This window comes from Streptomyces sp. NPDC042201 (genome assembly GCF_055582185.1).
Window position 1 is genome coordinate 259,635 of the sequence record NZ_JBVJDS010000011.1, and the last position, 27,000, is coordinate 286,634.

General features: G+C 71.3%; 28 protein-coding genes and 1 pseudogene. 12 read left to right on the top strand and 17 right to left on the bottom strand.

The window, feature by feature from the left end; translation table 11 throughout:
- The first annotated feature begins 90 nt into the window (after nucleotides 1–90).
- Genes ACZ6MZ_RS26240 through ACZ6MZ_RS26250 form a run of 3 tightly spaced genes read left to right on the top strand, consistent with a single transcriptional unit; the run spans nucleotide 91 to nucleotide 2,191 of the window.
- Nucleotides 91–822, top strand: a complete 732-nt coding sequence (locus ACZ6MZ_RS26240) for a glycosyltransferase family 2 protein (protein ID WP_469354676.1) — start codon at nucleotides 91–93, stop codon at nucleotides 820–822.
- Entirely contained in the window at nucleotides 819–1,451 is a 633-nt protein-coding gene (locus ACZ6MZ_RS26245; protein ID WP_469354678.1) for a TIGR04282 family arsenosugar biosynthesis glycosyltransferase, read from the top strand. Before ACZ6MZ_RS26240 ends, ACZ6MZ_RS26245 begins: the two co-directional genes overlap by 4 nt.
- Entirely contained in the window at nucleotides 1,448–2,191 is a 744-nt protein-coding gene (locus tag ACZ6MZ_RS26250) for a class I SAM-dependent methyltransferase (RefSeq protein WP_469354680.1), read from the top strand. Before ACZ6MZ_RS26245 ends, ACZ6MZ_RS26250 begins: the two co-directional genes overlap by 4 nt.
- Here the strand turns inward: ACZ6MZ_RS26250 and ACZ6MZ_RS26255 are convergent, their stop codons facing one another.
- Entirely contained in the window at nucleotides 2,192–2,635 is a 444-nt protein-coding gene (locus tag ACZ6MZ_RS26255; protein WP_469354682.1) for a YchJ family protein, read from the bottom strand.
- Between the two features lie 48 nt (nucleotides 2,636–2,683).
- On the opposite strand from ACZ6MZ_RS26255, the gene ACZ6MZ_RS26260 reads away from it, so the two are divergent.
- Nucleotides 2,684–3,100 (top strand): cupin domain-containing protein, encoded by a 417-nt coding sequence (locus tag ACZ6MZ_RS26260; RefSeq protein ID WP_384186594.1) that lies wholly within the window; start codon nucleotides 2,684–2,686, stop codon nucleotides 3,098–3,100.
- A 42-nt stretch (nucleotides 3,101–3,142) separates the two neighbouring features.
- On the opposite strand, the gene ACZ6MZ_RS26265 is transcribed toward ACZ6MZ_RS26260, so the two are convergent.
- Both ACZ6MZ_RS26265 and ACZ6MZ_RS26270 read right to left on the bottom strand, forming a co-directional pair.
- Nucleotides 3,143–3,985 carry an SMP-30/gluconolactonase/LRE family protein gene (locus ACZ6MZ_RS26265; protein WP_469354684.1) on the bottom strand — a complete coding sequence of 281 codons (843 nt, stop codon included), beginning with the start codon at nucleotides 3,983–3,985 and terminating at the stop codon, nucleotides 3,143–3,145.
- A complete protein-coding gene (locus ACZ6MZ_RS26270) occupies nucleotides 3,982–4,752 on the bottom strand; it encodes an IclR family transcriptional regulator (RefSeq protein WP_389678794.1) in 771 nt (256 codons plus the stop codon). The genes ACZ6MZ_RS26265 and ACZ6MZ_RS26270 overlap by 4 nt, the downstream gene beginning before the upstream one ends.
- 165 nt (nucleotides 4,753–4,917) lie before the next feature.
- Here ACZ6MZ_RS26270 and ACZ6MZ_RS26275 point away from each other — a divergent pair, with 165 nt between their 5' ends.
- The 6 genes from ACZ6MZ_RS26275 to mmsB all read left to right on the top strand — a co-directional run bounded on the left by ACZ6MZ_RS26275 (nucleotide 4,918) and on the right by mmsB (nucleotide 12,079).
- Nucleotides 4,918–6,081, top strand: coding sequence for a mandelate racemase/muconate lactonizing enzyme family protein (locus ACZ6MZ_RS26275; RefSeq protein ID WP_469354686.1), 1,164 nt, complete (start codon nucleotides 4,918–4,920; stop codon nucleotides 6,079–6,081).
- Complete coding sequence (locus ACZ6MZ_RS26280) at nucleotides 6,078–7,091, top strand: zinc-dependent alcohol dehydrogenase (RefSeq protein WP_469354687.1); 1,014 nt, start codon at nucleotides 6,078–6,080, stop codon at nucleotides 7,089–7,091. Before ACZ6MZ_RS26275 ends, ACZ6MZ_RS26280 begins: the two co-directional genes overlap by 4 nt.
- Before the next feature lie 103 nt (nucleotides 7,092–7,194).
- A complete protein-coding gene (locus tag ACZ6MZ_RS26285) occupies nucleotides 7,195–8,172 on the top strand; it encodes a hypothetical protein (protein ID WP_469354688.1) in 978 nt (325 codons plus the stop codon).
- A 6-nt stretch (nucleotides 8,173–8,178) separates the two neighbouring features.
- Nucleotides 8,179–9,285 (top strand): multiple monosaccharide ABC transporter substrate-binding protein, encoded by a 1,107-nt coding sequence (chvE, locus tag ACZ6MZ_RS26290; protein WP_469354690.1) that lies wholly within the window; start codon nucleotides 8,179–8,181, stop codon nucleotides 9,283–9,285.
- On the top strand, nucleotides 9,282–10,823 hold the full coding sequence (gene mmsA / locus ACZ6MZ_RS26295) for a multiple monosaccharide ABC transporter ATP-binding protein (RefSeq protein ID WP_469354692.1): 1,542 nt from the start codon (nucleotides 9,282–9,284) through the stop codon (nucleotides 10,821–10,823). The genes chvE and mmsA overlap by 4 nt, the downstream gene beginning before the upstream one ends.
- A 5-nt stretch (nucleotides 10,824–10,828) precedes the next feature.
- The gene (gene mmsB, locus ACZ6MZ_RS26300) at nucleotides 10,829–12,079 is read left to right on the top strand and encodes a multiple monosaccharide ABC transporter permease (RefSeq protein WP_469354694.1); all 1,251 of its coding nucleotides are present in this window, start codon (nucleotides 10,829–10,831) and stop codon (nucleotides 12,077–12,079) included.
- A 74-nt stretch (nucleotides 12,080–12,153) separates the two neighbouring features.
- On the opposite strand, the gene ACZ6MZ_RS26305 is transcribed toward mmsB, so the two are convergent.
- From ACZ6MZ_RS26305 to ACZ6MZ_RS26315, 3 genes are all read right to left on the bottom strand, one after another.
- The gene (locus tag ACZ6MZ_RS26305; RefSeq protein ID WP_469354695.1) at nucleotides 12,154–12,954 is read right to left on the bottom strand and encodes an SAM-dependent methyltransferase; all 801 of its coding nucleotides are present in this window, start codon (nucleotides 12,952–12,954) and stop codon (nucleotides 12,154–12,156) included.
- Between the two features lie 141 nt (nucleotides 12,955–13,095).
- Complete coding sequence (locus ACZ6MZ_RS26310; RefSeq protein WP_384186569.1) at nucleotides 13,096–13,332, bottom strand: DUF397 domain-containing protein; 237 nt, start codon at nucleotides 13,330–13,332, stop codon at nucleotides 13,096–13,098.
- Nucleotides 13,333–14,196 (bottom strand): helix-turn-helix domain-containing protein, encoded by an 864-nt coding sequence (locus ACZ6MZ_RS26315; protein WP_389784723.1) that lies wholly within the window; start codon nucleotides 14,194–14,196, stop codon nucleotides 13,333–13,335.
- Nucleotides 14,197–14,405: 209 nt separating this feature from the next.
- Between ACZ6MZ_RS26315 and ACZ6MZ_RS26320 the strand changes: the two genes are divergently transcribed.
- A complete protein-coding gene (locus ACZ6MZ_RS26320) occupies nucleotides 14,406–14,867 on the top strand; it encodes an ATP-binding protein (protein WP_384333330.1) in 462 nt (153 codons plus the stop codon).
- Nucleotides 14,861–15,256, top strand: a pseudogene (locus tag ACZ6MZ_RS26325) (hypothetical protein); the annotation flags it as partial. The gene ACZ6MZ_RS26320 and the pseudogene ACZ6MZ_RS26325, both read left to right, overlap by 7 nt.
- A 189-nt stretch (nucleotides 15,257–15,445) precedes the next feature.
- On the opposite strand, the gene ACZ6MZ_RS26330 reads toward ACZ6MZ_RS26325, so the two are convergent.
- From ACZ6MZ_RS26330 to ACZ6MZ_RS26380, 11 genes are all read right to left on the bottom strand, one after another.
- Nucleotides 15,446–16,429 carry a sugar kinase gene (locus ACZ6MZ_RS26330; RefSeq protein WP_469354699.1) on the bottom strand — a complete coding sequence of 328 codons (984 nt, stop codon included), beginning with the start codon at nucleotides 16,427–16,429 and terminating at the stop codon, nucleotides 15,446–15,448.
- Nucleotides 16,426–17,403 (bottom strand): SMP-30/gluconolactonase/LRE family protein, encoded by a 978-nt coding sequence (locus ACZ6MZ_RS26335; RefSeq protein WP_469354701.1) that lies wholly within the window; start codon nucleotides 17,401–17,403, stop codon nucleotides 16,426–16,428. Before ACZ6MZ_RS26335 ends, ACZ6MZ_RS26330 begins: the two co-directional genes overlap by 4 nt.
- A complete protein-coding gene (locus ACZ6MZ_RS26340; RefSeq protein ID WP_469354703.1) occupies nucleotides 17,400–18,041 on the bottom strand; it encodes a bifunctional 4-hydroxy-2-oxoglutarate aldolase/2-dehydro-3-deoxy-phosphogluconate aldolase in 642 nt (213 codons plus the stop codon). The genes ACZ6MZ_RS26335 and ACZ6MZ_RS26340 overlap by 4 nt, the downstream gene beginning before the upstream one ends.
- 55 nt (nucleotides 18,042–18,096) lie before the next feature.
- Entirely contained in the window at nucleotides 18,097–18,954 is an 858-nt protein-coding gene (locus ACZ6MZ_RS26345) for a hypothetical protein (RefSeq protein ID WP_469354705.1), read from the bottom strand.
- Nucleotides 18,948–20,093: a galactonate dehydratase gene (gene dgoD, locus ACZ6MZ_RS26350; RefSeq protein ID WP_469354707.1), complete on the bottom strand. Its 1,146-nt coding sequence runs from the start codon at nucleotides 20,091–20,093 to the stop codon at nucleotides 18,948–18,950. The genes ACZ6MZ_RS26345 and dgoD overlap by 7 nt, the downstream gene beginning before the upstream one ends.
- Nucleotides 20,090–20,827 carry a FadR/GntR family transcriptional regulator gene (locus ACZ6MZ_RS26355; protein ID WP_389784736.1) on the bottom strand — a complete coding sequence of 246 codons (738 nt, stop codon included), beginning with the start codon at nucleotides 20,825–20,827 and terminating at the stop codon, nucleotides 20,090–20,092. Before ACZ6MZ_RS26355 ends, dgoD begins: the two co-directional genes overlap by 4 nt.
- 104 nt (nucleotides 20,828–20,931) lie before the next feature.
- A complete protein-coding gene (locus tag ACZ6MZ_RS26360; protein ID WP_384186544.1) occupies nucleotides 20,932–21,690 on the bottom strand; it encodes an SDR family NAD(P)-dependent oxidoreductase in 759 nt (252 codons plus the stop codon).
- Nucleotides 21,691–21,786: 96 nt separating this feature from the next.
- Nucleotides 21,787–23,889 (bottom strand): alpha-galactosidase, encoded by a 2,103-nt coding sequence (locus ACZ6MZ_RS26365; protein ID WP_469354710.1) that lies wholly within the window; start codon nucleotides 23,887–23,889, stop codon nucleotides 21,787–21,789.
- The gene (locus tag ACZ6MZ_RS26370) at nucleotides 23,886–24,794 is read right to left on the bottom strand and encodes a carbohydrate ABC transporter permease (protein WP_469354712.1); all 909 of its coding nucleotides are present in this window, start codon (nucleotides 24,792–24,794) and stop codon (nucleotides 23,886–23,888) included. Before ACZ6MZ_RS26370 ends, ACZ6MZ_RS26365 begins: the two co-directional genes overlap by 4 nt.
- On the bottom strand, nucleotides 24,794–25,711 hold the full coding sequence (locus ACZ6MZ_RS26375; RefSeq protein WP_389784745.1) for a carbohydrate ABC transporter permease: 918 nt from the start codon (nucleotides 25,709–25,711) through the stop codon (nucleotides 24,794–24,796). The genes ACZ6MZ_RS26370 and ACZ6MZ_RS26375 overlap by 1 nt, the downstream gene beginning before the upstream one ends.
- A 1-nt stretch (nucleotide 25,712) precedes the next feature.
- Nucleotides 25,713–26,999 (bottom strand): ABC transporter substrate-binding protein, encoded by a 1,287-nt coding sequence (locus ACZ6MZ_RS26380; RefSeq protein WP_389784748.1) that lies wholly within the window; start codon nucleotides 26,997–26,999, stop codon nucleotides 25,713–25,715.
- Nucleotide 27,000: the final 1 nt, after the last annotated feature.

Sequence of the window (27,000 nt, forward strand, 5' to 3'; positions counted from 1 at the left end):
GGACCGGGGCGGTCGCCCGCGCGGTGATGTCCGTGTTTCGTAAGGCCTCATATCCCTTGTGCCGATTTCTGGATTCATACGGTGATGGACATGACTCACTCGATCCCCACGACGGTTGACGTCGTACTTCCCTGTCTCGACGAGGCCCGTGCGCTGCCCTGGGTGCTGGACCGCGTGCCGGCCGGCTGGCGGGCGATCGTCGTCGACAACGGCTCGGCCGACGGCTCCGCGGAGATCGCCGCCGGGCTCGGCGCGACGGTGGTGCATGAACCGCGGCGCGGGTTCGGGGCCGCCTGCCATGCCGGACTGCTCGCCGCCGAGGCGGAGTTCGTCTGCTTCTGCGACTGCGATGCCTCGCTCGACCCCGGGCTGCTGCCCGCGTTCGTGGCGGAGGTGGCGGCCGGCCGGGCGGATCTCGTGCTGGGCCGCCGCCGGCCCCGGACGCGCACGGCCTGGCCGCTGCACGCCCGGGCCGGGAATCTGGCGCTGGCCCGGATGACGCGCCGCAGGACGGGCCTGCCGCTGCACGATCTGGGCCCCCTGCGCGCGGCGCGCCGCGCGGCGCTGCTCGGCCTGGCGCTGACCGACCGCCGCAGCGGCTATCCCCTCCAGATGGTCGTACGGGCGGCCGACGCGGGGTGGCGGGTCACGGAACGCGATGTCCCGTATCTGCCACGGACCGGCACGTCCAAGGTGACCGGCACCTGGCGCGGCACCTGGCAGGCGGTCCACGACATGCGGGGCGTCCTCGCGGAAGCGCCGGGCGTCGAACAGGTCCGTGCGGACCAGGCGAACCGGGCGGACCGGGCGGGTGCCCGGTGACCACTCTGCTGGTGATCGCCAAGGCGCCGGTGGCCGGGCGGGTCAAGACGCGGCTCACTCCGCCGTTCCTGGCCGAGGAGGCCGCCGCGCTCGCGGAGGCGTCGCTCGTCGACACACTCACCGCGGTGCTCGCCGCGCCCGCGCGTCGGCGGGTGCTGGTACTCGACGGTGTACCCGGCGACTGGCTGCCGGCCGGGATCGAGGTCGTACCGCAGTCGGGCGGCGGGCTGGACGAGCGGCTCGCCGCCGCCTTCGGGCAGTGCACCGGTCCTGCCCTGCTCGTCGGGATGGACACCCCGCAGCTCACCCCGGAGCTGCTGGCCCCCGCGCTGGCTCCGGACGCCTGGCAGGGGTGCGACGCGTGGTTCGGCCCGGCCGTCGACGGCGGGTTCTGGGCGCTGGGCCTCGCCGCGCCGGACCCCGCTCTGCTGCGGGGCGTGCCGATGTCCGTGCCCGAGACCGGGGCGGTGCAGCGTGAGCGGCTCACCGACGCGGGACTCGCCGTACGGGACCTGCCGCTGCTGCGTGACGTCGACACCGCGCACGACGCGGAGCTGGTCGCGGCGGACGCCCCCGGCAGCCGGTTCGCCGCGGCCCTCGCCCGGCTCACCCCGGCCGGGGTGCGATGACCGCCACCGAGACCGGGACGACCACGCCCCCCGCCCGCCCCCGGTCGGCCACGGCCGGCGCGCTGCGGCCACGCCGTACGACGCCCTGGCAGGCCGACCCGTACACCGACGCGCTGCGCACCGGCCGCGGGCCGCTCTTCCTGCGGCGCTCGGACGGCTGGCTGCTGCCGCTGGAGGTGGAACGCTGGTGCGCGGGACCGGACGCCGCGGATCTGACCGTGCTGGAGCGGTGTCACGGCACGGTGCTCGACATCGGCTGCGGTCCCGGCCGGCTGGTCGCGGCGCTGACCGCCCGGGGCCGCCCGTCGCTGGGCATCGATGTCAGCCCGGCGGCCGTCGCGCACACCGTGCGCGCCGGCGGGAGCGCGCTGGTCCGTTCGGTGTTCGATCCGCTGCCGCGCGAGGGCGGCTGGAACACGGCGCTGCTGATGGACGGCAACATCGGGATCGGCGGCGATCCGGTGGCGCTGCTCACCCGGCTCGCCGTGGTGGTCGGCGAGGCGGGCTCGCTGATCGTCGAAGCGGCCCCCACCGGGATGGACGCGGAGCTCGACGAGCGGGTCCGGGTCCGCGTCGACAACGGCAACGGCGCTCCGGGAGAGGCCTTCTCCTGGGCCCGCCTGGGCGCACGCGCGCTCGTGCGGCACGGACACGCCACGGGCTGGGCCTCCGCCGAGCAGTGGACGGCGGCGGGCCGCCGCTTCGTCACCCTGGAGCGTACGGCCCGGATATCGGGCTGATCACTCCAGGAAATCGCCGTCCACATACACCCAGGCACCCTCGTGCCGGGCGAAGCGGCTCCGCTCGTGCAGGGCGCCCCGCTCGCCCTGCTGGGTGAAGCGGGCACGGAAGGTGACGGTGCCGGTGGTGTGGAACGGGCTGCCGTCGGTGGCGTCCAGGATCTCCAGCCCGGTCCATCGCATCGCGGGGTCGGGCGCCGCGCCCGAGGGGCGGGTGGCGGGATCCCAGGTCCTCAGCAGATACGGCTCGTCGCGCACGGCGAAGGCGCTGTAGCGGGACCGCATCAGCAGCTCGGCGGTGGGCGCGGTGGCGGTTCCCGCGTGGAACCGCCCGCAGCACGCGCCGTACGTGGCCGGCAGCCCGCAGGGGCAGGGCGAGGCGGCGGTGACGGCCTGCTGGTCGGATCGAGCGGGGCGGCTGGTGCGTGCGGTACGTCGGGCCATGTCCTCATTCTGCCCGCGGCGGGCGTGCGGTCCGGCGATGATCGTTCCATGAGCACCGAACCCGTAGAGCCCGCCGCGTCCACCGAACCTGTCGCTCTGAGCCAGGCCCTCGGCTCGTTCGACGCGCTGTGGAGCCCGCGCATCGTGACCCGCGTCAACGACTACGACGTACGGGTCGCCAAGGTCGCCGGCGACCATGTCTGGCACGTCCACGACGACACGGACGAATTCTTCCAGGTCCTCGAAGGGGAGTTGCTGATCGCGCTGCGCGAGGACGGCGGCGAGCGGACCGTCACCCTCCCCCGCGGCTCGGTGTTCGTCGTCCCGCGCGGCGTCTGGCACAAGCCGTCGTCGGCGCAGGGCGCGGCACTGCTGCTGTTCGAGCCGAGCGGCACCCTGACGGTCGGGGACCGGCACGACGAGGTGCCCGGCCATGTCGACGCGACGACGGGACATGCCCTCTGACCCGGGCCGGGTCCTGAGAGCCTGTCGGATGACCTCTGAGCCTCAGCCGGCGAAGGGCGTGCCGGGCAGGCCCTGCCCCGCGTCCGGCAGGACCAGCAGCGAGCCGGAGAGCGGGTGCGGGCGCTCGATGCCCGTACGGGCCGAGGTGATGTAGAGATCCCGCAGCCCGGGACCGCCGAAGGCACAGGAGGTGGGGCGGCGTACGGGCAGCACGACGGTACGGTCCAGCTCACCGCGCGGGGTGTAGCGACGGATCTGCCCGCCGTCCCAGAGGGCGACCCAGACACAGCCGTCGGCGTCGACGGTGAGCCCGTCGGGGTAGCCCGCTCCGCGCTCGACGGTGGCCAGCGTGGACCGGTCCGCCAGGCGTTCGCCGTCCGCGCGGAAGCGGTCGATGCGGCGGGTGGGGCTGTCGATGTGGTACATCGTCCGGCCGTCGGGGCTCCAGCCCGTGCCGTTGCCGACGGCGACGGTCAGCGCTTCGGTGACCGCGCCGTCGGGCGCCACCCGGATCAGGGCGCCGCCGCCGGCCGCCTCGTCATAGCGCATGCTGCCGGCCCAGAGCGATCCGTCGGGGGCGACGGCCGCGTCATTGCCGCGGCGGCCGGGCACCGGGTCGTGGACCAGCCAGGAGAACGTCGTCCCGTCGGGGCCGTACAGGCCGATGCCGTCCCGGAGGTTGACCACCAGACCGCCGCCGGCGCGTGGCGCGGCCGCGCCGACGTGCTGTCCGGTGGCCAGGACCGTACGGCGGCCGCCGGCCGGATCGTAGGTGTGGACGCGCGAGGAGAGTATGTCGACCCAGATCAGCCGGCCGGCCGCGGCGTCCCAGGTGGGGCCCTCGCCGAGGCGGGCCTCGGCTCGGACGGCGACCTCGGCCCTCACGGCCGGCCCCGGTGGCCCAGCCGTACGGAGAGCGCGTCCGCGCCCTTCGCGGCGAGTTGGGCGAGTTCGGCCTCGCGCTCATCGCTCCAGCGGCTCATCGGCACGGAGATGGACAGGGCGGCGACGACCCGGCCCGAGCTGTCCCGTACCGGCGCGGCCACACAGCTCACATCGGGGTTGGACTCGCGGTGCTCCGCGGCCGTGCCGCGCTCCCTGATGTCCGCCAGCTCGGCGCGCAGCACATCCGGATCGGTCACGCTGTTGGGCGTCATCGCGGTGAACTCGTGCTCGGCGATGCGGACTTCCAGCTCGGTCTCGGGCAGTGAGGCGAGCAGCATCTTGCCGACCGAGGTGCAGTGGGCGGGCAGCCGGCGTCCGGCGGCGGAGACCATCCTGACCGCGTGGGTGGAGTCCACCTTCGCGATGTAGATGACGTCGGTGTCCTCGAGGATGGCGACATGGACGGTCTCGTCGCAGGTCTCGGCGACCTCGCGGGCCACCTGTTCGCCCTCGGCGGCGAGGTCGAGCTGTTCCGCGTACCGGCTGCCGAGCTGGTAGGTGCGTACGCCGAGCCGGTAGCGGCCGGGCTGTCCGGGGACGGGCACCACATAGGAGCGGGCGGCGAGGGTGGTGAGCAGTTCGTGCACGGTGGTGCGCGGCAGTTGAAGCCTGCGGATGACATCGGGCGCGGAGAGCGTGCCGTCGCCCTCCAGGAACAGTTCGAGTATGTCCAGGGCCCGCGTCACCGCGGGGACCAGCCGTCCCATGGCCGACCACCCCCATCCTGTTCGGTACTTCGGCCACTGGCCGGAATGACGAACACAGGCTAACCGGCGCGCAACCCATTGACACCCCTCGGACTGCCTGAATACGGTCACGCCACGATTTCGAACGTGTGACGAAATATCGAACACACCCTAGGGACAGCTGCCTTGCGCATTACGGGAATCAGCACACATGTCGTCGGTACGCCCTGGCGTAACCTCACCTACGTTCTCGTCCACACCGACGAAGGGCTCACCGGTGTCGGCGAGACGCGGATGCTCGGCAGGACCGACGCGCTGCTCGGCTATCTGCGCGAGGCGGAGGCCAACCACATCGCCGGGTCCGATCCGTTCGCGGCCGAGGATCTCGTACGCCGGATGAAATACGGCGACTTCGGGCGGGCCGGCGAGATCGTGATGTCGGGCATCGCCGTGGTGGAGATGGCCTGTTGGGACATCAAGGGCAAGGCGCTCGGCGTACCGGTCTGGCAGCTGCTGGGCGGCAAGGTCACCGACCGGGTCAAGGCGTACGCCAACGGCTGGTACACCACCGAGCGCACCCCGGAGGCGTACCACAAGGCGGCGGAAGCGGTCGTCGAGCGCGGCTACCGGGCCCTGAAGATCGACCCGTTCGGCACCGGGCACCTGGAGCTGGACCGGGCGGCGACCAACGACGCGGTGGCGCTGATCGAGGCGGTACGGGACGCGATCGGGCCCGACACCGAACTGATGCTGGAGATGCACGGGCGGTTCAGTCCGGCGACGGCGGTCCGGCTGGCGCGCGAGATGGCGCCGTACGCCCCGGCCTGGCTGGAGGAGCCGGTCCCGCCGGAGAATCTCAAGGCGCTGAGCAAGGTCGCCGAGAAGGTCGACCTGCCGATCGCGACCGGCGAACGGATCCATGACCGGATCGAGTTCCGTGAGCTGTTCGAGTCGCAGGCCGCCGACATCATCCAGCCGGACCTGGGGCACATCGGCGGCATTCTGGAGACCCGGAAGCTGGCCGCGACCGCCGAGACGCACTACACGCTCATCGCGCCGCACAATGTCGGCGGATCCGTCCTGACCGCGGCCAGTCTTCAACTGGCCGCCTGCACACCGAACTTCAAGATCCTTGAGCACTTCAACGACTTCGCGGACGCGGAGATCAAGAAGGTGGTCCGCGGCGCTCCGCAGGTCGATCCCGCCACCGGCTGTTTCGAGATCTCGCACGCGCCGGGTCTCGGGGTCGAGTTCGACGCGGAGGCCGCGGCCGAATTCCCGCAGCAGCGGGCGCGGTTCGACCTGTGGGCCGAGGGCTGGGAGAAGCGTGACCCGAAGGCGCCCCGATGACCAGCAGGGCGGTCGTCGTCGACCGTCCCGGCGTCCATCGGCTGGTGAGCGGCGCCGAGCCCGAGCCGGGCCCCGGCGAGGTGCGGGTGCGGGTCGCGGCCGCCGGTATCTGTATGAGCGACCGCGAGGTGTACGACGGCCGTCGCGACGCGGCCTATGTCCGCTACCCGGTGACGCCGGGGCACGAGTGGTCGGGGACCGTCGAGGCCGTCGGCGAGGGCGTGGCACCGGAGCTGATCGGCCGCAGGACCGTCGCCGAGGGGTTCCGCGCCTGCGGGAGGTGCGCCCGGTGCCGAGCCGGCGACACGTCGCTGTGCACCGCCGGCTACGACGAGACCGGCTTCACCCGCCCGGGTGCGTTCGCCGACCATGTCGTCCTGCCCGCACGGCTGTTGCATCCGCTCGCCGATGACGCCGATCTGCGGGCCGCCGCCCTGCTGGAGCCCGCCGCGGTGGTGGCCGCTGCCGTACGGTCCAGCCGCCCGGAGCCGGGCGAGCGGATCGCGGTGGTGGGGGCCGGGACGCTGGGGCTGCTCGCCGTGCAGCTGCTCGCCGCCTCCTCCCCCGGTGAGCTGGCGGTGATCGACCCGCGTACCGAACGGACGCGGCTTGCCCGGGCGTTCGGGGCGACCGTGGCCCGCGCCCCCGAGGAGGCCGAGACCTCGCACGGGCGCTACGACCTGGTCGTGGAGACGGCCGGGGCGCCGACCACGGCCGCCTCCTCGTGTCTGCTGGCGCGGCGCGGCGGCCGGGTGGTGCTCACCGGGATGTTCGCACCGGGCGCGACCGGTATCGATCCGGTGCATCTGTCACTGAGCCAGCTGACGGTACGGACCGTCTTCGGGGCGTCCTCCGCCGCCTGGTCCTTCGCCGTACGGGCCTTCACCACCGGGCTGCTCGACCCCGCGCCGCTGGTCACGCACGAATTCCCGCTGGAGCGGTACGCCGAGGCCGTGGCGCTGGTCGGCGGGGGTGATCCCGGCACCGGAAAGGTGCTCCTGCGCCCCTGACCGGGCCGCGCCCGCCGGCGTACCGGCGCATGCCGGCCACTCCGAACCACGTTCGACCCACCGAACACGCCCGACCCGCAGGATCGAACAGAAGGACTCGTCCGTGACCGACGCATCAGCCCCCGGCCCCCGCCGCCCCGGTGAGCAGGCGCTCGCCGTGCTCGGCCTGGCCGCGCCCGACCACGACCCCGCGGACGCCTCCCCCCACACGTTCCCCGACGGCGGCCGCTGGCGCACCGAGATCCCGTCCGTCGAAGGGCCCGAGACCCTCGCCGAGGTCCTCAAGGAGTCCGCCCGTCTCGATGTGCCGGTCCACCGCGTCAGCCAGGGCAGCGGCGTCTGGATGCTCTCCGACGCCGACATCACCGAGATGGTGGACGCCTGCGCGGCCCGCGACATCGAGCTGTGCCTGTTCACAGGACCGCGCGGCACCTGGGACACCGGCGCCTCGGCCCGTACCGACTCCGGCGGCGCGGGACTGCGCGCCCGCGGCCATGACGCCGTGGCCGGCTGTGTCGAGGACGCGCTGCGCGCGACGGAACTCGGCGTGCGGTGCCTGCTCGTCGCCGACGAGGGCGTCCTGTGGTCACTGCACCGGCTGCGCGCCCGCGGTGTGCTGCCCGCCGGCACGACGTTCAAGGTCTCGGCGCTGGTCGGTCCGGTCAATCCGGCGTCGTACGCGGTGTTCGAGCACCTCGGGGCCGACTCGATCAACGTCCCCTCGGATCTCACGCTCGCCCATCTCACCGAGATCCGCCGGATCAGCCGCGCCCCCATGGACCTCTATATCGAGGCGCCCGACGACCTCGGGGGCTATGTCCGGATGTACGAGACGGCGGAGCTGATCCGGCGCGGCGCCCCGCTCTATCTGAAGTTCGGCCTGTCCAGGTCCCCCGGCATCTATCCGTACGGCGCCCAGCTCCGCGACCTCGCCCTCAGCAGCGCCCGCGAACGGGTGCGCCGCGGACGGCTCGTCCTCGATCTGCTCATCCGGCACGGCGCCGACGGCGGTATGTCGCCGCTCGGCTCCCGGCTGCCGGGCCCCCTCAGCCGCTTCCCCCTCACCGACGACAAGGACTGATGCCCCATGCGTACCCGCCGAGCCGCACTCACCGTCACCGCCGTATCCCTGGTCCTCTCCCTCGCCGCCTGCGGACAGAGCAGCGAGGGCGGCAGCAAGGAGGAGAAGAAGGGCGGTGCGGGATCCACCGTCGGTATCGCGATGCCGACCAAGTCCTCGGAGCGCTGGATCGCCGACGGCGCCAACATGGTCACCCAGTTCAAGAAGCTCGGCTACAAGACCGACCTCCAGTACGGCGAGGACAATGTCGCCCAGCAGGTCTCCCAGATCGAGAACATGATCACCAAGGGTGTCGATGTGCTGGTGATCGCGGCCATCGACGGCCGGGCGCTCAGCGACGTCCTCCAGCAGGCGGCCGACAAGGACATCAAGGTCATCTCCTACGACCGGCTGATCCTCGGCACCGAGAATGTCGACTACTACGCGTCCTTCGACAACGAGAAGGTCGGTGTCCTCCAGGCCACGTATCTCCTCGACAAGCTCGGGCTGAAGGACGGCGGCGAGAAGGGCCCGTTCAACATCGAGCTGTTCGCCGGCTCCCCGGACGACAACAACACCCGCTACTTCTTCGACGGCGCGTGGAAGACCCTCAAGCCGTACATCGACTCGAAGCAGATCGTCGTCAGGAGCGGCCAGACCGACCTGGACCAGATCACCACCCTGCGCTGGGACGGCGGTACGGCGCAGAAGCGGATGGAGGACCTGCTCACCAAGGCGTACGGCTCGCAGGACGTGGACGCGGTGCTCTCACCGTACGACGGCATCTCCCTCGGCATTCTCTCGGCGCTCAAGTCCGACGGATACGGGACGTCCGCCCAGCCGTACCCGCTGGTCACCGGGCAGGACGCCGAGGTCGCCTCGGTCAAGTCGATCGTCGCCGGCCAGCAGACGCAGACCGTCTACAAGGACACCCGGGCGCTCGCCAAGCAGGCCGTGCAGATGGCGGACGCCGTGCTGAACGACAAGAAGCCCCAGGTCAATGACGAGAAGACCTACGACAACGAGGTGAAGGTCGTCCCGGCCTATCTGCTGGACCCGGTCAGCGTCGACAAGTCCAACTACCAGGCGGTGCTGGTGGACTCGGGATACATCAAGGCGAGTGACCTGAAGTGAGCGCTCCTGTCCTGGAGATGCGCTCCATCGTGAAGACCTTCCCCGGGGTCAGAGCGCTCTCCGATGTCAGCCTCACGGTCGCCGCCGGCGAGGTGCATGCCATCTGCGGGGAGAACGGCGCGGGCAAGTCCACCCTGATGAAGGTGCTCAGCGGGGTGCATCCGCACGGGAGTTACGGGGGCGAGATCCTCTTCGAGGGCTCCCCCTGCGCCTTCAAGGACATCAGGGCCAGCGAGTCACAGGGCATCGTGATCATCCATCAGGAACTGGCCCTCATCCCCTATTTGTCGATCGCCGAGAACATCTTCCTCGGCAACGAGCACGCCACCCGGGGAATCATCAGCTGGAACGAGACGCTCAAGCACGCCGCGACGCTGCTCAAGCGCGTGGGTCTGGACGAGCGTCCGCAGACCCGGGTCGCGGACATCGGTGTCGGCAAACAGCAGCTCGTGGAGATCGCGAAGGCCCTCGCCAAGAAGGTGAAACTGCTGATCCTGGACGAGCCGACAGCCGCGCTGAACGACGGCGACAGCGCTCAGCTGCTGCGCCTGATCCTGGAGTTGAAGGCGCAGGGCATCACCTCGATCATCATCTCGCACAAGCTGAACGAGATCGCCGAGGTGGCGGACTCCGTGACGGTCCTGCGGGACGGCAGGACCATCGAGACCCTCGATGTGAAGGCCGGGACGACCACCGAGGACCGGATCATCCGGGGCATGGTCGGCCGTGACCTCGACCACCGTTTTCCCGAACGCACCCCCTACGAGGGCGATCCCGGCGCACAGCCCGCGCTCGACGTGCGCGACTGGACCGTGCACCACCCCATCGACCAGCAGCGCAAGGTCGTCGACGGCGTCTCGGTCCATGTCCGCAGGGGCGAGATCGTCGGTATCGCGGGGCTGATGGGCGCGGGCCGTACGGAGCTGGCGATGAGCGTCTTCGGGCGCTCGTACGGCCGCAACATCAGCGGGACGGTCCGCAAGGACGGCCGGGAGATCCGGACGAGAACGGTGCCGGAGGCGGTCGGGCACGGCATCGCGTACGTCACCGAGGACCGCAAGCAGTACGGGCTCAATCTCATCGACACCATCGGCCGGAACATCACGCTGGGCGCCCTGTCCAAGGTGGCCCGGCACGGGGTGGTCGACGAGCACGAGGAGACCCGGGTCGCCGAGTCGTACCGGAAGAGCATGAACATCAAGGCGCCGACCGTCTTCGAGCAGGTCGGCCGGCTCTCCGGCGGCAATCAGCAGAAGGTCGTCCTGAGCAAATGGATCTTCGCGGGCCCCGACGTGCTGATCCTCGACGAGCCCACCCGCGGTATCGACGTCGGCGCGAAGTACGAGATCTACACCGTCATCGACCAGCTCGCCGCGCAGGGCAAGGCCGTTGTCTTCATCTCCTCCGAACTCCCCGAGCTGCTCGGCATGTGCGACCGCATCTACACGATGGCGGCCGGCCGGCTCACCGGTGAGATCCCCCGGGCGGAGGCGACCCAGGAAGTCCTGATGCGCCACATGACCAAGAACACGAGGTAGTCGACATGGGTCCGGTCACCACCGACACACCGAAGGGCGACACACCCAAGGACGCCCCACGGGCGCCCGTGTCCTCGCGCGCCGCCACGGGGGCGCTGCTGCTGGAGGCCGCGCGCCGCAATATGCGGCAGTACGGCATGCTCATCGCGCTCGGACTGATCGTCGTGCTGTTCCAGATATGGACCGACGGCGTGCTCCTCAAGCCGAACAACGTCACCAATCTGGTGCTGCAGAACGGCTACATCCTGGTCCTCGCCATCGGCATGATGATCGTGATCATCGCGGGCCACATCGATCTCTCCGTCGGCTCGCTGGCCGCGTTCGTCTCCGCCGCCTGCGCGGTGATGATGGTCGAGCACAAGATCCCCTGGGTGCTCGCCCTGGTCCTGGGGCTGCTCATCGGCGCGGTCGCGGGGGCCTGGCAGGGCTTCTGGATCGCGTACGTCGGCATCCCGTCGTTCATCGTCACGCTCGCCGGGATGCTGCTCTTCCGCGGCGGCACACAGATCTTCCTCGGCTCACGCTCGCTCGGCCCGTTCCCCGAGGGCTTCCAGAAGATCTCGACCGGCTATCTGCCCGAGCTCGGCCCGGCCACCAACTACCACAATCTGACGCTGCTGCTGGGTCTCGCGCTGCTGGCCTTCGCGCTGTTCCAGGAGGTCAGGGACCGGCGCCGGCAGCAGGCGTACGACCTGGAAGTCCTCCCCCGCAATCTCTTCCTCCTCAAGTGCGCGGCGCTGGCCGCGGCCGTCCTCGCCTTCACGATGACGCTGGCCAGCTACCGCGGGGTGCCGATCGTCCTGCTGCTGCTCGCGGCGCTGCTCATCGGCTTCGGCTATGTCATGCGCAACGCCGTCGTCGGCCGTCATGTCTACGCACTGGGCGGCAACCGGGCCGCGGCGAAGCTCTCCGGGGTCAAGGACAAGCGCGTCACCTTCCTGGTCTTCGTCAACATGGGCGTGCTCGCCGCCCTCGCCGGAATCGTCTACGCGGCCCGGCTCAACGCGGGCGTACCGCAGGCCGGGATCAACTTCGAACTGGAGGCCATCGCGGCGGCGTTCATCGGCGGCGCGTCCATGAGCGGCGGCGTCGGCACGGTATTCGGCGCGATCATCGGCGGGCTGGTCCTGGGCGTGCTCAACAACGGCATGTCGCTGGTCGGCATCGGCACCGACTACCAGCAGGTCATCAAGGGGCTGGTGCTGCTGGCCGCGGTGGGCTTCGACGTGTGGAACAAACGCAGGGTGGGTGCCTGACCCGGACCCGGCGGAACCGCGCGCGGCGCCGCAGCACACCTGAAGGTGCTGCGACGCCGCGCGCCCCTGCGCCACTACGGCTTGCGTGCCACGCCCGCGTACCCGGGGATCGGCTTGTCGCCGGGGACCGGCACGACCTCACCCAGCTCGGGACGCCAGTCGGCGGCCAGTGAGACACCCGGCTCGATCAGATCCAGGCCCTTGAAGAACGCGGCGAACTCGTCGCGCGACCGCGGGGCCAGGGTGAGACCCCGCCGCTCGTACAGCTCCGTGGCCTGGTCCGCGCTCAGCGGGTCGAAGTCCCCGGTGACATGGGAGAGGACCAGATAGCTGCCGGACGGCAGCGGATCCAGCAGCCGGCGCACCAGTTCGTGCGCGCCGTCCGCGTCCGAGATGAAGTGGAGCAGCGCGACGAGGGAGAGCGCCACCGGGCGGCTCAGATCCAGGATCTTTCCCGCTGCCTCGATGATGGTCTCCGGCTCGCGCGCGTCGGCCTGGACGTACTCCGTGACGCCCTCCGGGGTACTGCGTAACAGGGCCTCGGCGTGCCGCAGGACTATCGGGTCGTTGTCGGTGTAGACGATCCGGGAGTCCGGGGCCACCTGCTGGGCGATCTGGTGGAGATTGGGCTCGGTCGGGATGCCCGTACCGATGTCCAGGTACTGGCGCACCCCGCCCTCGGTGCCCAGCCAGCGGGTGGCGCGGTGCATGAACGCGCGGTTGACCCGGGCCATGTCAGGACCCCTGGCATCCAGCGCGAGAAGCTGCTGCGCCATTTCCTCGTCCACCGGGTAGTTGTCCTTGCCACCCAAGAGCCAGTCGTACACCCGGGCCGGGTGCGGCTTACTGGTGTCGATGCGGTCATATCCGGCCATGTGCGCTCCAGTCTCAGGGTCGGTGAGCAAGCTCTGTGGAACAGATGAAGCATGTCGGACCATGCGCTGCGCAGCTGGTGCGGATCCGGCGGCAGCCGGATCCGGAGCCGGATCGGGGTCCGGACCGGGTGAGGATCCGGATCAGGTGAGGAGGAAATCCGCCTGACCCGATTTGGCTCCCTGGATGAAGGCGGCGATCTCGCTGGTGGTGTAGATCAGTGCGGGGCCGTCAGGGTCGGCGGACTGGCGTACGGCGACTCTGCCGTCGGCCAGCTTCATGGCCTCGATGCAGTTGCCGCCATTGCCGCCGCTCCACGGCTTGTGCCAGCCTTCGGTGCCGAGATCGGCGGCGGGCATGCCGTTGTATATGGGATCCATTCACAGCTCCTTGCGGACATCCTTGAGGATCTCCTTCGTGCGTTGTGCAGTTGCGGCCTGAGCCGCCATCCGGTCCATGACCTCCAGATGAGTGGCCACCTCGGGACGCGCGTCGAGATAGACGGCACCGGTCAGGTACTCGCTGTAAACCATGTCCGGCAGTTCCGGTACGGCGAAGCGGAAGATCACGAACGGCCCGTAGGTACCGGGATGGTGTCCGCTCGAGAATTCCGCGATCTGCAGGGTCACATTGGACAGGGTGGAGGCGTCGATGAGCCGGTCGATCTGCTCCCGCATGACGTCCGGGCTGTTCCCCACGGGGCGGCGCAGCACGGTCTCATCCATGATCACCCAGAATCTGGGCGCGTCGGTACGGGTGAGGAGGGACTGACGCTCCATACGGAGCGCCACATGGCGTTCGATGTCCTCCGGCCGGGCCTGCCCCACGGCGCCGGCGTTCATGACGGAACGTGCGTACTCCTCGGTCTGGAGGAGTCCGGGGACGAAATGCGGCTCGTACGTCCTCAGCAGGGCGGCAGCGCCCTCCAGGCTGACGTACATGCTGAACCAGTCCGGCAGGATGTCGTGAAAGCGCTGCCACCAGCCGGGCTTGTTGGCCTCCTCGGTGAGTTCGACGAAGGCCGCGGCCTCGTCCTCAGGAATCCCGTAGGCCTTGAGCAGCACCTGTACATAGGGAATCTTGAGGGCGACCTCCGCCGTCTCCATCCGTCGTATCGTGGCGGGAGCCACGCGGAGGAGCTTGGCGGCCTCCTCGCGTTTCAGGCCGCACCGCTCACGCAGATCTTGCAGGCGTCTGCCGAGTACGACCTGACCCACGGTCGGGGCGGACCGCGGTTCACTCACTTTGGGACCTCCCCACGCATGTTTGTTCAGCAGTCTGCCATGCCTCCACGACGAAGAACACGCCACTCTGAATTTTTCAGAGTGCTACTTGCCAAGTGTCCTCGGCGGGTGGAGAGTGGATCGGTGAACCAGTTCACGCGGTTCCCGCGCTCTGCCCAGAGAGAGGTATTGCGCACCACCGCTGCTCCCCCCCACCGTTAGGATCGGTCGTGGCACCTGGTAACGCGCTCACCTCAAAGCTCATCACCCTGTGCCCGGAGAACGTCGTACGCCGCTACGGATTCGAACTACCGGCACGGGCGGAATCGGTCGGTCGAGCGAGAAAGCTCGCGTACGACCGGCTCGCCCGGTGGGGCATAGACGACGAGGCCTGCGAGACCGTGGTGCTGGTCGTCTCCGAACTCGTCACCAACGCGATCGTGCACGCGGCGGGCGACCATGTCGTCTGCGAGATACGCGAAGGCAAGGGTCATCTGCGGATCGCCGTGGAGGACCAGGGATACGGTCCGACGGGGCCGCAGATGCGCCGCACCTCGGAGGGCGAGGGCGGCCGCGGTCTGTTCCTCATAGATTCCATGTGCAGCGGCTGGGGAGCCCACGACACATCGGGATACGGCCCCGGCCGCGTCGTCTGGGCCGAGCTGCCGCACGGAGCGGGGCAGCCGTGCTGAGGACCGCGCTGCACCGCATCACGCGCGGCCTGCGCGGCGACTACCCCGGCCATGTCGAGCTGCCCCTGCCGCCCACCCTCCCGGCGTCGCTGGGCTGTGACGCGGTGGGCGTCCCGGCCCGGCACGGCTTCCGGCTCATGGCGCGGCTGCCGAGGACGGGCTGCGTCTTCGCGGACGCCGACTGGTGGTGGTGGATCGTCCCCGCGGGCTCCGACCTCGATCTGACCTGGCCGTCACCGGCGCGCTATGTCGCCGGGACGAGCGTGCCCGCGGTGCATCCGAAGCTGATCCACTGGCCCGACGCCCCCACCCCGTACACCCCGCCGATCCCCTTCTACCTCATGGTCTGCCAGCTCGCCGGTACGGCGCCGGCCTGGACCCAGGACGGCGCGGGGACGGTCCCCGTGCTGAAGGGACTGCCGAGCGGGCCGAAGGGGCGCGGTGCTGTCGAGAGGGAGGACGCGCGCAGGGTCGCGCGGTCCGAGTGACCTGAGCCGGGCCGCGAGCCGCGGTCCGAGCTGGTCGCTTGCCCGAGCTTGTTCGAGCCTGTGTGCTGAGCCGAGGGTGTCGTCCTCGGCTCAGACACCGGCCGGGCCACCCGCCGACCAGGTCGCGTCGTCCGCTGCCAGCAGTTCCTTCATCCGCGCCGGTGGCGGCAACGGGCCGTGGTCCGCAGTGACGCGCAGTGCCGACGCCGCCGTCAGATGGCCGAGGCGCAGCGCTCGTACCGGATCGTCGGACTGCCGCGAGGCCGCCAGGAAGCCCGCGGCGAAGGCGTCCCCCGCGCCCACCGGTTCGACCACGTCGACCGCCAGGGCGGGGACTGTGTAGGGCATCGGCCCGACGAAGGCCGTGGCCGCGCGGGAGCCGTCCTTGACCACCAGCGTCCCCGGGCCGGGCAGCAGCTCGCGGACCGCCGAGGCATCCGTCATGGAGTCGCCCCACAGCGCCTGGGCCTCGTCGAGACCGACGAAGACGATGTCCGCGCGGCCGGCCAGGGAGAGCAGTACCTCGGCCGCCGACCCGTCCCGCCAGAGTGCCGGGCGGTGGTTCACGTCGAAGCTGACGGGGTACGGCCGGCCCGGCGACAACGCCTCCTCCACCAGGGCGCGACAGGACGCCGACAGGGCTGGGGTAATGCCGGTGAGATGGACAAGTCCGGCGCCCCGTACGGCTTCTCCGTGCAGCAGCTCCGGCGTGAGGGCGGAGGCGGCGGAGCCGCGCCGGTAGTAGAGGACACGGGTGCCGTCCGGACCGGGGTCCTTGATCAGCAGGCCCGTCGGGCGCGTGGGATCGGTCCGTACACCGGCGACATCGACGCCGAAGGCGGCGACCCGCTCCCGTACCCGCCGCCCGAACGGATCGTCGCCGAGCGCGGACACCCAGCGCGCGGGCACACCGTGGTCGGCCAGATACATCGCGACGTTCGACTCGGCGCCCGCGATGTCGAGGCGGAGCAGATCCGCGGTGTCGAGCGGGGCGGCCGGGTCGGGCGCCAGGGCCGCCATCGTCTCGCCGACACAGACGACCGGCCCCGGCCGCGTCGGCCGGGCCGCACTCATGACGCGTCCGCCAGCGGCCGGGAGCCGGACTCCGGGCCGGGTTCCGGCCCGGGTTCCGACCCGAGCACCGGCCGGGGTTCCGGGCGGTACGGCGCCGTCGGCAGGCCCGGCACCCCGACCCGTACGCGGAAGACCGCGCCGTCGAGCGGGCCCGGCCGGGACAGGCCCGTCCGCGCGCTGGTGATGTACAGGGTGCGGCCGTCCTCGCCGCCGAGACAGACCCCGGCCGGCTGCTCGGCGGGCACCGGCACCACCCGGTCGAGCGTGCCGTCCGCCCGGTAGCGGTGGACGGCGCCCTCGCCCCAGACGGCGGTCCACAGACCGCCCTCCGCATCGACGGCCATACCGTCGGGACTGCCGGAGCCGAGCGTCGCGAACAGCGACGGCTCGCCCAGCTCCCCCGTCACCGGCTCGACCGGATACCGGCGGATGATCCCGCGGGCGCTGTCTGCGAGGAACAGGGTCGTGCCGTCGGCGGAGAACGCCGGACCGTTCGGCACGGTGATGCCGTCCAGCACCCGGGTCACCGCCCCGTCGCGGTCGATCCGGTACAGCGACCCCGCCCCGTCGACGGCGTCGTACGCCATGCTGCCCGCCCAGAACCGGCCGAGCGGATCGGCGATTCCGTCGTTCATCCGCGTGGGTACGGACGCGGAGTCCTCCGGACGCGCCAGCCACTCGGTCGTCCCGTCCGGGCCGATCAGGCAGATGCCGGTGCCCGCCGCGGCGATCCAGTGGCCGGGGCGGCCCGCGACCGGGGCCACCGCGCCCAGCGGTACGGCCAGTTCGGCGAGGACGTCCAGCGAAGCGGGCTCCGAAGCCCCGTGCGCCCCGTCGTCGCCGGCCGGGGCGGACAGCAGCCGTCCGGCCAGGATGTCGACGAGGACGATTCTGCCGTCGGTCCAGCGAATGCCCTCGCCGAGTTCCAGCCGGTCGGACCAGCAGGAGACCGGTGCGGGTGCGGTGTCGTTCATCGGCCTTCCTCCCCCGTCTCGCGTACGACATCGAGGAACTCACATGCCCGCGTGCGTAGTTCGTCGAGACGTCCGCCGTCGGCCGCGTCGCCGATCAGCGGCGAGCCGACCCCCACCGCCACCGCTCCGTGGGCCAGATACTCCCGCGCGGCCGCCGCGTCCACTCCCCCGACGGGAACGAACGGCAGGCCGGGGAACGGCCCCCGCAGCGCGCGCAGATACCCGGGGCCGCCCGCCTGCGCGGCCGGGAAGATCTTGAGTGCCTCGGCGCCCAGCCGGATCGCCGACAGGATCTCCGTCGGGGTCATCACCCCCGCGAGGACCGGAAGTCCTAGCTCACGGGCTGCCGTGATGCCGTCGCTGACCGCCGGCGTGACGATGAAGTCCGCGCCGGCCCGGTGGGCGGCACGCGCGTCGTCGGTGCCGAGGACGGTGCCCGCGCCGAGCGGCGCGTCCGGACCGAGGGCGGCCCTGGCCCGGGCGATCACCTCCAGCGCGGCCCGGCCGCTGAGGGAGACCTCGACCAGGGCGATCCCCTCCTCGACCAGGGTCAGTACGGTCTTCAGCGCCGCGTCGGGGTCGTCGCCGCGCACGATGGCGACGAGACGGTGGGAGCGCAGGGCGGCCAGCAGATCCACGGGAGGGGTTCCTTTCCTGTTGGTACGGCTTGGTACGCAAGGGCGGCGCGTGTACTCACGAGCGCCGCGTCGCCGTCACGGTGAGCCGCCAGCGGACCTCGCCGGACGCCGGGACGCACGCGGCGTCGCCCGCACCGGCCGCGGCCAGGTCGAAGACCCGGCCGAGCATCGGCTCGACGCCGATGGAGCGGTACGGCGTGTCCTCGGGGAAGCCGCCGAGGTTGCGCCACAGGGCGACGGAGACGGGCTGTCCCTCGGCCTCGACCGCCAGATGGAGCGCATCCGCCCCGTCCTGTACGGACGCCTCCGCGACGTCGACCACCGCGCCCACGGCCGTACCGTCGTCCGGGCCCAGCCGGTCGAGCGGCACACCGTCGACCAGCGGCCAGGTGCCCGGGATCCAGCGGGAACCGCCGTCGGGGTACAGCCGGACGGCCGCCCCTTCCGTCAGCTGGAGCCGTCCCTGATCCGAGACGTCCAGCAACGCGTGCGCGGCCCAGAGGAAGCGGTAGCCGGGCGCGGCGGTGAGCCGGTAGTCGACCACCGTCCGGTCCGGGACGTCCGTACGGATACGCCGGGTGAGGCGGAAGTCCGGGCAGTCGACGGACTCCTCACCGCCGACCCTCCGCCCCGACCGTTCGCCGTCCTGTCCTCCGTCCCGCCCGCCGGACCGGATCCAGGGCCGCGCCCAGGCGTCTCCGTGGTCGGGTGTCCCGCGCACGGTCGGAACGCACTCCTCCAGGCCGCCCGCGTCGGCGAAGGCGTCTCCGGGCCGGACGCCCGCCCTGCGCGGCTCGTCGCGGTGCCACAGCCACTCCCGGCCGCCGCCGTCACCCGCGGTCAGTGAGGTCCAGCGCCCGCCGTGCGCAGGGTCGGTGACGATCGTCACTCCGGACACGGTCTCCCTCACCATTCCGCGAACGATCCGTCCGCGTGCCGCCACACCGGATTGCGCCAGGCGTGGCCCGTACGGTCGGCGGCGCGGACCGCCTGCTCGTCGATGGTGATGCCGAGCCCCGGCAGATCGCTCCGGCGGGCCTGCCCGTCGGTGAAGCGGAACGGCTCGGTGTCCATGAGATAGGAGAGGAGGTCGGCCTCCTTGTTGTAGTGGATGCCGCGGCTCTGCTCCTGGATGAGGAAGTTCGGCGTGCAGAAGGCCAGTTGGAGGCTGGCCGCGAGGGCGATCGGCCCGAGCGGGCAGTGCGGGGCGAGCTGCGCCCCGTACGTCTCGGCGAGCGAGGCGATCCGGTGGACCTCCGAGATGCCCCCGGCGTGCGAGATGTCCGGCTGGGCGACGGCGATGCCCGCGGCCAGGGCGGGCAGGAACTCGGCCCGCCCGTACAGCCGTTCGCCCGTCGCGATGGGCACGGGGCTGGACGCCACCAGTGCGGGCAGCAGATGCCCCTGCTCCGGCAGGAGCGGCTCCTCGGCGAACAGCGGGTGGAGCGGGGCTATTTCGTGCAGCACCCTGCGGGCACTGGCCGGGCTGAACCGGCCGTGGAAGTCGACAGCCACGTCCCGGTGCGGCCCGAGGGCCTCACGCGCGGCGGCCACCCGGTCCACCACGGCCGCTGTCTCGGCGGGCGAGGTGATCGGTGAGGTGCGCCCCGCCGCGTTCATCTTGACCGCGGTGAAACCCGCCTCGACCTGTGCGGCGATCTCCTCCGTGAGCCGGTCGGGTTCGTCGCCGCCGACCCACGCGTACACGCGGACCGAGTCCCGTACGGGCCCGCCGAACAGGGCGTGCACGGGCGCGCCGTACGCCTTGCCCGCGATGTCCCACAGCGCCTGGTCGATCCCGGCGACGGCGCTGGACAGCACGGGTCCGCCCCGGTAGAAGCCGCCCTTGCTCAGTACCTGCCAGTGGTCCTGGATCCGCAGCGGGTCCTGGCCGACGAGATACTCGGCGAGGACGTCGACCGCCGCGCGTACCACCTCGGCCCGCCCCTCGACCACCGGCTCGCCCCAGCCGACCAGGCCCTCGTCGGTCTCCACGCGGCAGAACAGCCAGCGGGGCGGAACGAGGAACGTTTCGACGCGGACGATCTTCACTTCGCCTCGGAGCCTTTCGTGTGGGGGGTGCCATGGACCTTGTCGAGGTCGCGTACCGCCTGGTCGAGCAGGGCGCGCATGGCCTGTTCCGCCGCATCCTGGTCCCTCGCCCGTACGGCGTCCAGGACAGCCCGGTGGCTGGGCACGGGATCCTCGCCGTGCGGGGAGCTGTGCACGATCTGGTCGCGGTGGGCGAGTCCCGACTCGATGACCATCTCCATGCGTTCCAGCAGTTCGTTGTGGGTGGCGGCGAGGAGCGCGCGGTGGAAGGCGAGGTCGGCCTCGACGGCGTGGGCGGCTCCGCCGTCCCCCTCCCCCATCGCCGTCAGCGCCGCTTCCAGCTCCGCCAGGTCGGCGTCGGTACGGCGCTCGGCGGCCAGCCGCACGGCGGCCGGCTCGATGATCCCGCGGACCTCGCCGAGGTTGCGCAGCAGCCCGAGGTCGGCGTCGGCGCTGGTGCCGCCGGCGAACTGCCAGCGCAGCACGTCCGCGTCCAGGAGGTTCCAGTCGGCGCGGGCTCTGACGAACGTGCCGCGCTTCTGCCGTGCGTCGACCATCCCCTTGGCCGCGAGCACCTTCAGCGATTCGCGCAGAGCGGTCAGACTGACGTCCAACTCACTCTGCAACGCCACGAGATCGAGTGTCGCCCCCTCGGGGATCTCCCCGCTGAGCACCCGGCGCGCAAGAGTCTCCACGGTCTGGCCGTGCACTCCGCGGCGCGCGTATGGCGTCATGTCGTTCTGCCTTTCTGCTGGTCGGGTTCGGTACGGCGGTCGGACGGCCGGTGGTCGGACGGGCCGGTGGTCGGACGGGTGCGCGGTCCGCCGGCGCGCGGCGGTCAGGCCGAGGCCTTCACGACGCTCCAGCCGCCGTCCACGAGCAGGCTCGATCCGGTGATGTACGAGGCTTCCCCGGCCGCGAGGAAGGCGATGGCGGCGGCGACCTCCTCGGGCCGTCCGAAGCGGCGTGCCGCGGTCTCGGCGACGCTGCGTTCCCGGTCCTCCTCGGGCACCCGGTCCCAGGCGGCGGTGAGGATCGGCCCCGGCAGTACGGCGTTGACCCGTACCTCGGGGCCGTACTCGACGGCGAGCTGTCCGCAGAGCGAGAGCAGCGCGCCCTTGGAGGCGGCGTAGGCGGGGTGGCCGGGGATGCCCTTGTGCGCGTGGACGGAGGAGGTCAGCACCACCGCGCCGCGCTGCTCGCGCAGATCGGGCAGGACGGCCTTGAAGCCGAGGAATCCGCCGGTGAGATTGACGGCGAGCTGCCGCTCCCAGGAGGCGAGGGACATCTCGTGGGCGGCGGCGACCTCCACGGTGTAGGCGTTGCTGACGAGCACACCGACGGGTCCGAAGCGGTGTGCCGCGGCGACGATCCGCTCCCAGTCGCCCTGGTCGGCGACGTCCGCCGGGACGAATACGGCGCTGCCGCCGTCCTCGCGGACGCGCGCGGCGACGGCTTCCCCGCGCTCCGTGGCGACATCGGCGAGGACCACTGCGGCGCCTTCGGCGGCGAGGCGCCCGGCGGTGGCGGCGCCGATGCCCGAGGCGGCTCCGGTGACCACGGCGACGTGGCCGGTGAAGCGGGCGGTTCCGTTCATGCGGCGGGTCGACTCCTTGGGGTTCGAGGGCGCCTCGCGGCGTCCTGGCGACTTTAATGACTGCGCGGGCCGGTGACCGCGCGAGCCGTGGACGGGCTACTGCCTTTCCAGGACGACCAGTTCCGCGTCGAACCGCGCGGTCCAGGCGAACGGGATTCCGTAATGGACCAGATGGGCCCCGCTGTAGACCGTGCCGGACGCCGTGTCCAGGTAATGAGCCGTCAGATCCAGCCCCCGCAGGCGCAGTCGGGCCGGCCGGCCCGGTACGAGCGGTGCGCCGTCGAGGCGGCCGGTGTTCAGGGCGGTGACCACGACCCGGCCGCCGCCCGGCTCCTCGTACTGGACTCCGCAGGTCGCGTCCGCCGGGGTGTTGAGCAGCCGCGCCTCCCCCTGGTGGACGACCTCGCGGATCTCCTTGTAGCGGGCGATCCACCGCGCCGCCTCGGTGCGCTGTTCGGGCGACCAGGTACGGATGTCGGCGCCGATACCGAGGACTCCGGCCATCGCGTTGACGAAGCGGAAGCCGAGCGAGCGCGGCCGCGGGTCGAAGATTCCGGGGGCGTCGGTGACCCAGGAACTCATGGTGTGCGGGGCATGCGCGTGCAGATAGCCGTACTGGATGGAGAGCCGGTCGAGCGGCGCGGTGTTGTCGCTGGGCCACACCACATCCGTACGGGCGATCGTGGCGTGCTCGATCCGGGCGCCGCCGCCCGCGCAGCCCTCCACGGTGACCCGCGGGTAGTGGGTCCGCAGATGGTCGAGGACCCGCAGATAGCCGGCGACGTGCGCGGCGTCGAGGTCCTGCTCCTCGACGGGGCCGCCGCCGGGGCGGCCGCGTTCGGTCGGCGGGCGGTTCATGTCCCACTTGAGATAGCTGATGGCGTGGTCGCCGAGGAGCCGGTCGAGGGTGGCGAGGACGAAGTCCTGCACGTCCTCGCGGCCGAGGTCGAGCAGCAGCTGGTTGCGTACGAGCGTGGCGGGGCGGCCCTCGACGCGGTAGACCCACTCCGGGTGTTCCGCGTACAGGGCGGAGGCGGGGCTGATGGCCTCCGGCTCGACCCAGAGGCCGAAGTCCATGCCCAGATCGCGGACCTGGGCGATGAAGTGGTCGAAGCCCTCGGGGAAGGACGCCGGGTCCGGGTACCAGTCGCCGAGGCCGCCGGTGTCGTCGGCCCGGCCGGGGAACCAGCCGTCGTCGACGACGAAGAGTTCGGCGCCCAGTCCTGCGGCGATGCGCGCCAGCTCCAGCTGGCTCGCCGCCTCGACGTCGAAGCCGGTGGCCTCCCACGAGTTGTAGAGGACCTTGCGCGGGCGGTTCATGCGGTCGCCGGTGAGGCGTCGCTCGTAGCGGTGCCAGACCCGGGCGAGACCGTCGAGTCCTTCCGGGCTGAAGGCGCAGGCGAGCCGGGGGGTGGTGAGGGTGGCGCCCGGCGCGAGCCGGACGGCGCCTTCGTGGGGCAGCCGGCCCGCGCGGACGCGGACCGCTCCTCCTGGCTCGGCGTCGGTGGTGATGTGCCAGTTGCCCGACCACTCCAGGGCGACGCCGTAGGTGGGCGTGGCAGCTCCGTCGGGGTTCGCGGCGTCCTGGACGGCGAGCCAGGGCGCGTACGCGTGACCGGGGACGGCCTGGGTGGCGGCCATCTCGAACCGGCCGCGGGTCAGTTCGAGCTGGGTGCGCTGGAACTCCTGGGACCACTGGCCGGTGAGATACGTCAGCCGGGCGCCGCCGCCGGCGGGGATGTTCACGGCGGCGGAGTCGAAGCGCTCCAGGCGCAGTTCGTCGTCGCCGGTGCAGGTCAGCTCGGTCCAGCGGAGGATCACATCGGTGCCGGGGACGCTCTCGTAGCAGAGCGCCGCCGCCAGTCCGAGCGTCTCGTCGGTGAAGACCAGCCGCAGCGCGCGGTCGTCCTCATGCGTGGCTCCGGTGAACCGCCACCACACGCCGCGCTCCTCGCCGGGCCGCTGGGCGACCAGGTCGGCGCCGGTGAACGGCCGCAGCCCGTACGGGATGTACTCGGCGGGCGCGGCGTCGGCCGGGGTGATGAAGTGCGTACGGCGTGACCAGTCGAGCGGCGAGGGACCGGTCTCCACTCCGTGCGGGCCCCAGGCGGTCAGCTCGGCCCACCGTCCGTCTCCGGCGAGCGCGACCGCGTAGGTGGTGTTCTCGGTGCGCAGGATCCACCGGTCGTGCGAGGTCACTTGACTGCTCCCAGATTGAGTCCGGCCACGAAATGGCGCTGGAACCGGAGGAAGACGAGAACGGTCGGGGCCGCGGCGATGACCGAGCCGGCCGCGATGACGTTCCACATGGAGACGTATTGGCCCTGGAGTCCGATGAGGGAAGCGGTGATGGGCATCTGACTGTCCGTCCGCAGCACGGTGATCGCCCACAGCAGATCGTTGAAGATCCAGGTGAAGGAGAGGGCGCTCAGCGCGGCGAGGGCGGGTGTGGCCAGCGGCATGATGATGCGCCGGTAGATCTGCCAGGGGCTCGCGCCGTCGATGACCGCGGCCTGCTGGATCTCGGGCGGGATGGACCGCATGAAGCCGTGCAGGACGAAGACGTAGAAGCCGACGCCGAAGCCGACCTGGACGCCGATGAGCGCGTACAGCGAATCGTAGATCCCCAGCATCTCGCTGAGCTTGGAGACCGGGATCAGCAGGATCTGCGGGGGCAGCAGATTGCCGCCGAGCATCAGGAGCAGCAGCGTGCGGCGGCCCGGCAGGTCGTAGCGGCTGAGTCCGAACGCGGCCATCGAGGCGAGGGCGAGCGACAGCAGCACGGCGGGGACGGTGACCAGCAGGCTGTTGATCAGTGCGCGCTGCTGGCCGCCGTCCACCCAGGCCTGGCGGAAGCCGTCCAGGGTGAAGGAGTGCGGCAGGCTGCCCAGGCCGTTGGCGGCGATGTCGTCGAAGGACCGGGTGCTGGTGACGAGCACGAGAGCGATCGGCAGCAGCCAGACCAGCGACAGGAGGCCGGCGCTGAGGTGGAAGCCCGCGGTGGCCAGCCGGCGGCGGCGGGCGGGACGGCCGGCGCGCGGCCGCGGCCCGGGGGCCGGCTCCCGCTGCTCGACGGCCGGCGCGGAGGCGTGGGTGACGGTCATCAGTCGGCCTCCCGGAAGGCGCGGACGAGATAGGACGCGATGACCCCGAAGGCCAGCACGAAGATCACGACCGCGAGGGCGGAGCCGTATCCCAGCCGCAGCGACTGGAACGCGGTGGAGTACATGTACGTGCTGAGCAGTTCGGAGGAGTGGTAGGGGCCGCCGCGGGTGAGCGCCCAGACGACATCGAACGAACGCAGCGAGTCGATGACGATGACCGACAGGACGACGGCGTTGACGCTGCGCAGCTGCGGCATCGTGATGTGACGGAACTGCTGCCGGCGGGAGGCGCCGTCGACCTTCGCCGCCTCGTAGAGCACCGGGTCGATGCCCTTGAGCCCGGCGAGATAGAGCACCATCACGTACCCGATCTGGCGCCACAGGGCGGGCACGATCACGGCGTAGAGCGCGGTGTCCTGGTCGGCGAGCCAGGCGTGGGTGAGGCTGCCGAGCCCGATGCCTTCGAGTATCTGGTTGATCAGGCCGTCCGGCTGGTACATCGCCTGCCACACCAGCGCCGTGGCGACCAGCGAGAAGACGACCGGGAGGAAGAGCGCGGCCCGGTAGAAGCCGACCCCGCGCCGCTCCTGCTGGAGCAGCAGGGCGGCGCCGAGGCCGAGGATCGCGGAGAGCCCGCCGAAGAGGACCAGCCACAGCACGGTGTCCATGACGGCCGTACGGAAGACGCTGTCGCCCAGCAGTTCGCGGAAGTTGCCGAGGCCGATGAACTGCGGGGCCGAGACACCGTCCCACTTCGTGAGGGAGAGGTAGAAGCCCTGGACGGCCGGCCAGAACACCCAGAACGCCTCGGCCAGCAGCGGTACGAGGACGAAGGCGAGCACCACGGGCGGAACCCGGGTCGCTCCCTTTTTCCGGCTCGCCCCCGGCCGCCGCCGGGTCGCGGTGATCACCGCCATCTCACTGACTCCAGATCTTCTGCGCGTCCCGCTGCCAGGTCGTGAGGATCGAGCCGATCTCCTTGGGCTTGGCGAGATACCGGGTGAGCGCGGTGTCCGCGGCGGGCTGCAGGGCGTCGCTGGAGTCACGGTTGAAGAACTGGGTGACCTCCTCGGCGCTCTCGACCAGCGCACGGCCCTTCTTGACCAGCGGGGTTCCGCTGTCCTTGGCGTCGGGGTGGGTGGGCAGCGCGGTTCCGGAGGAGCCCTTGATGTAGATCTCCTGCGCCTCGGCGGTGGCGAGGTAGCGCATGAACTCCTTGACCTCGTCCTTGCGGCTGGTGCGGGCGCTGGCGAAGTAGCCGTCGGTGGGCGCCTCTTCGGCCATCGGGATCTTCGGGTCGATGACCGGGAAGCGGAAGAAGTCGATGTCGTCCAGCTCGCCCTTCGGGGCGGAGTCCGCGAAGAAGGTACCGATCAGCATCATGCCGGTACGGCCCTGGAGGAGGGCGGTGGTGGCGTCCTGGAAGGGGAGGGCCGTGCCATTGGGGTCGAAGTACGGCAGGGCCTCGTCCCACCGGTCGAAGACCTTGCGGACCTCCGGGTCGTCGAAGCGGTGCTTGCCGGCGAGCAGGTCGCGGTGGTAGGTCGCGCCGTTGACGCGGATGTTGAGGTAGTCGAACCAGGAGGAGGCCACCCAGGCGGTGTTGCCGCCGGCGCCGATCCCGATCGGTGCGACGCCCTTGGACTTGAGCGTGTCGCACAGGCCGAGGAACTCGTCCCAGGTCTTGGGCTCCTTGACGCCCCACTTGGCGAAGTTGGACTTCCGGTAGAAGACGCCCCACCAGTAGTAGGAGGTGGGGACGAACACCTTCGCACCGGCCGACGAGGTGCAGAGCTTGCTCAACGCGTCGGTGTAGCCGGCGAGTTCCGGCTTGGTCCAGATGTCGCTGACGTCGAGCAGCAGGTCCTTCCTGGCGTACGAGTCCGCGACGGATCCGGGGTACCAGGTGTAGAGGTCCGGCGGGTTGGCGGAGGTGAGGTACGTCGGGAGCTGGGTGCGGAAGGTCTCGGAGGCGACGGTGTTGAGCTGGGCCTTCGCACCGCCGCGCTTGTTGAACGCCGCGACGACGTTCTGGGTGGCCGCCTTGGCCTGCGGTGAGGAGAGGTTGGACTGCAGGGTGACCGCGCCGCCCGACGTGCTCTTGCCGGTCGAGGTCGAGGTGACACAGCCGCTCATCAGCGCGGCGGCGCCGACGGCGCCCGCGCCCGCGAGGAACCGGCGGCGGCTGGGTTCTGAGGTGATCATG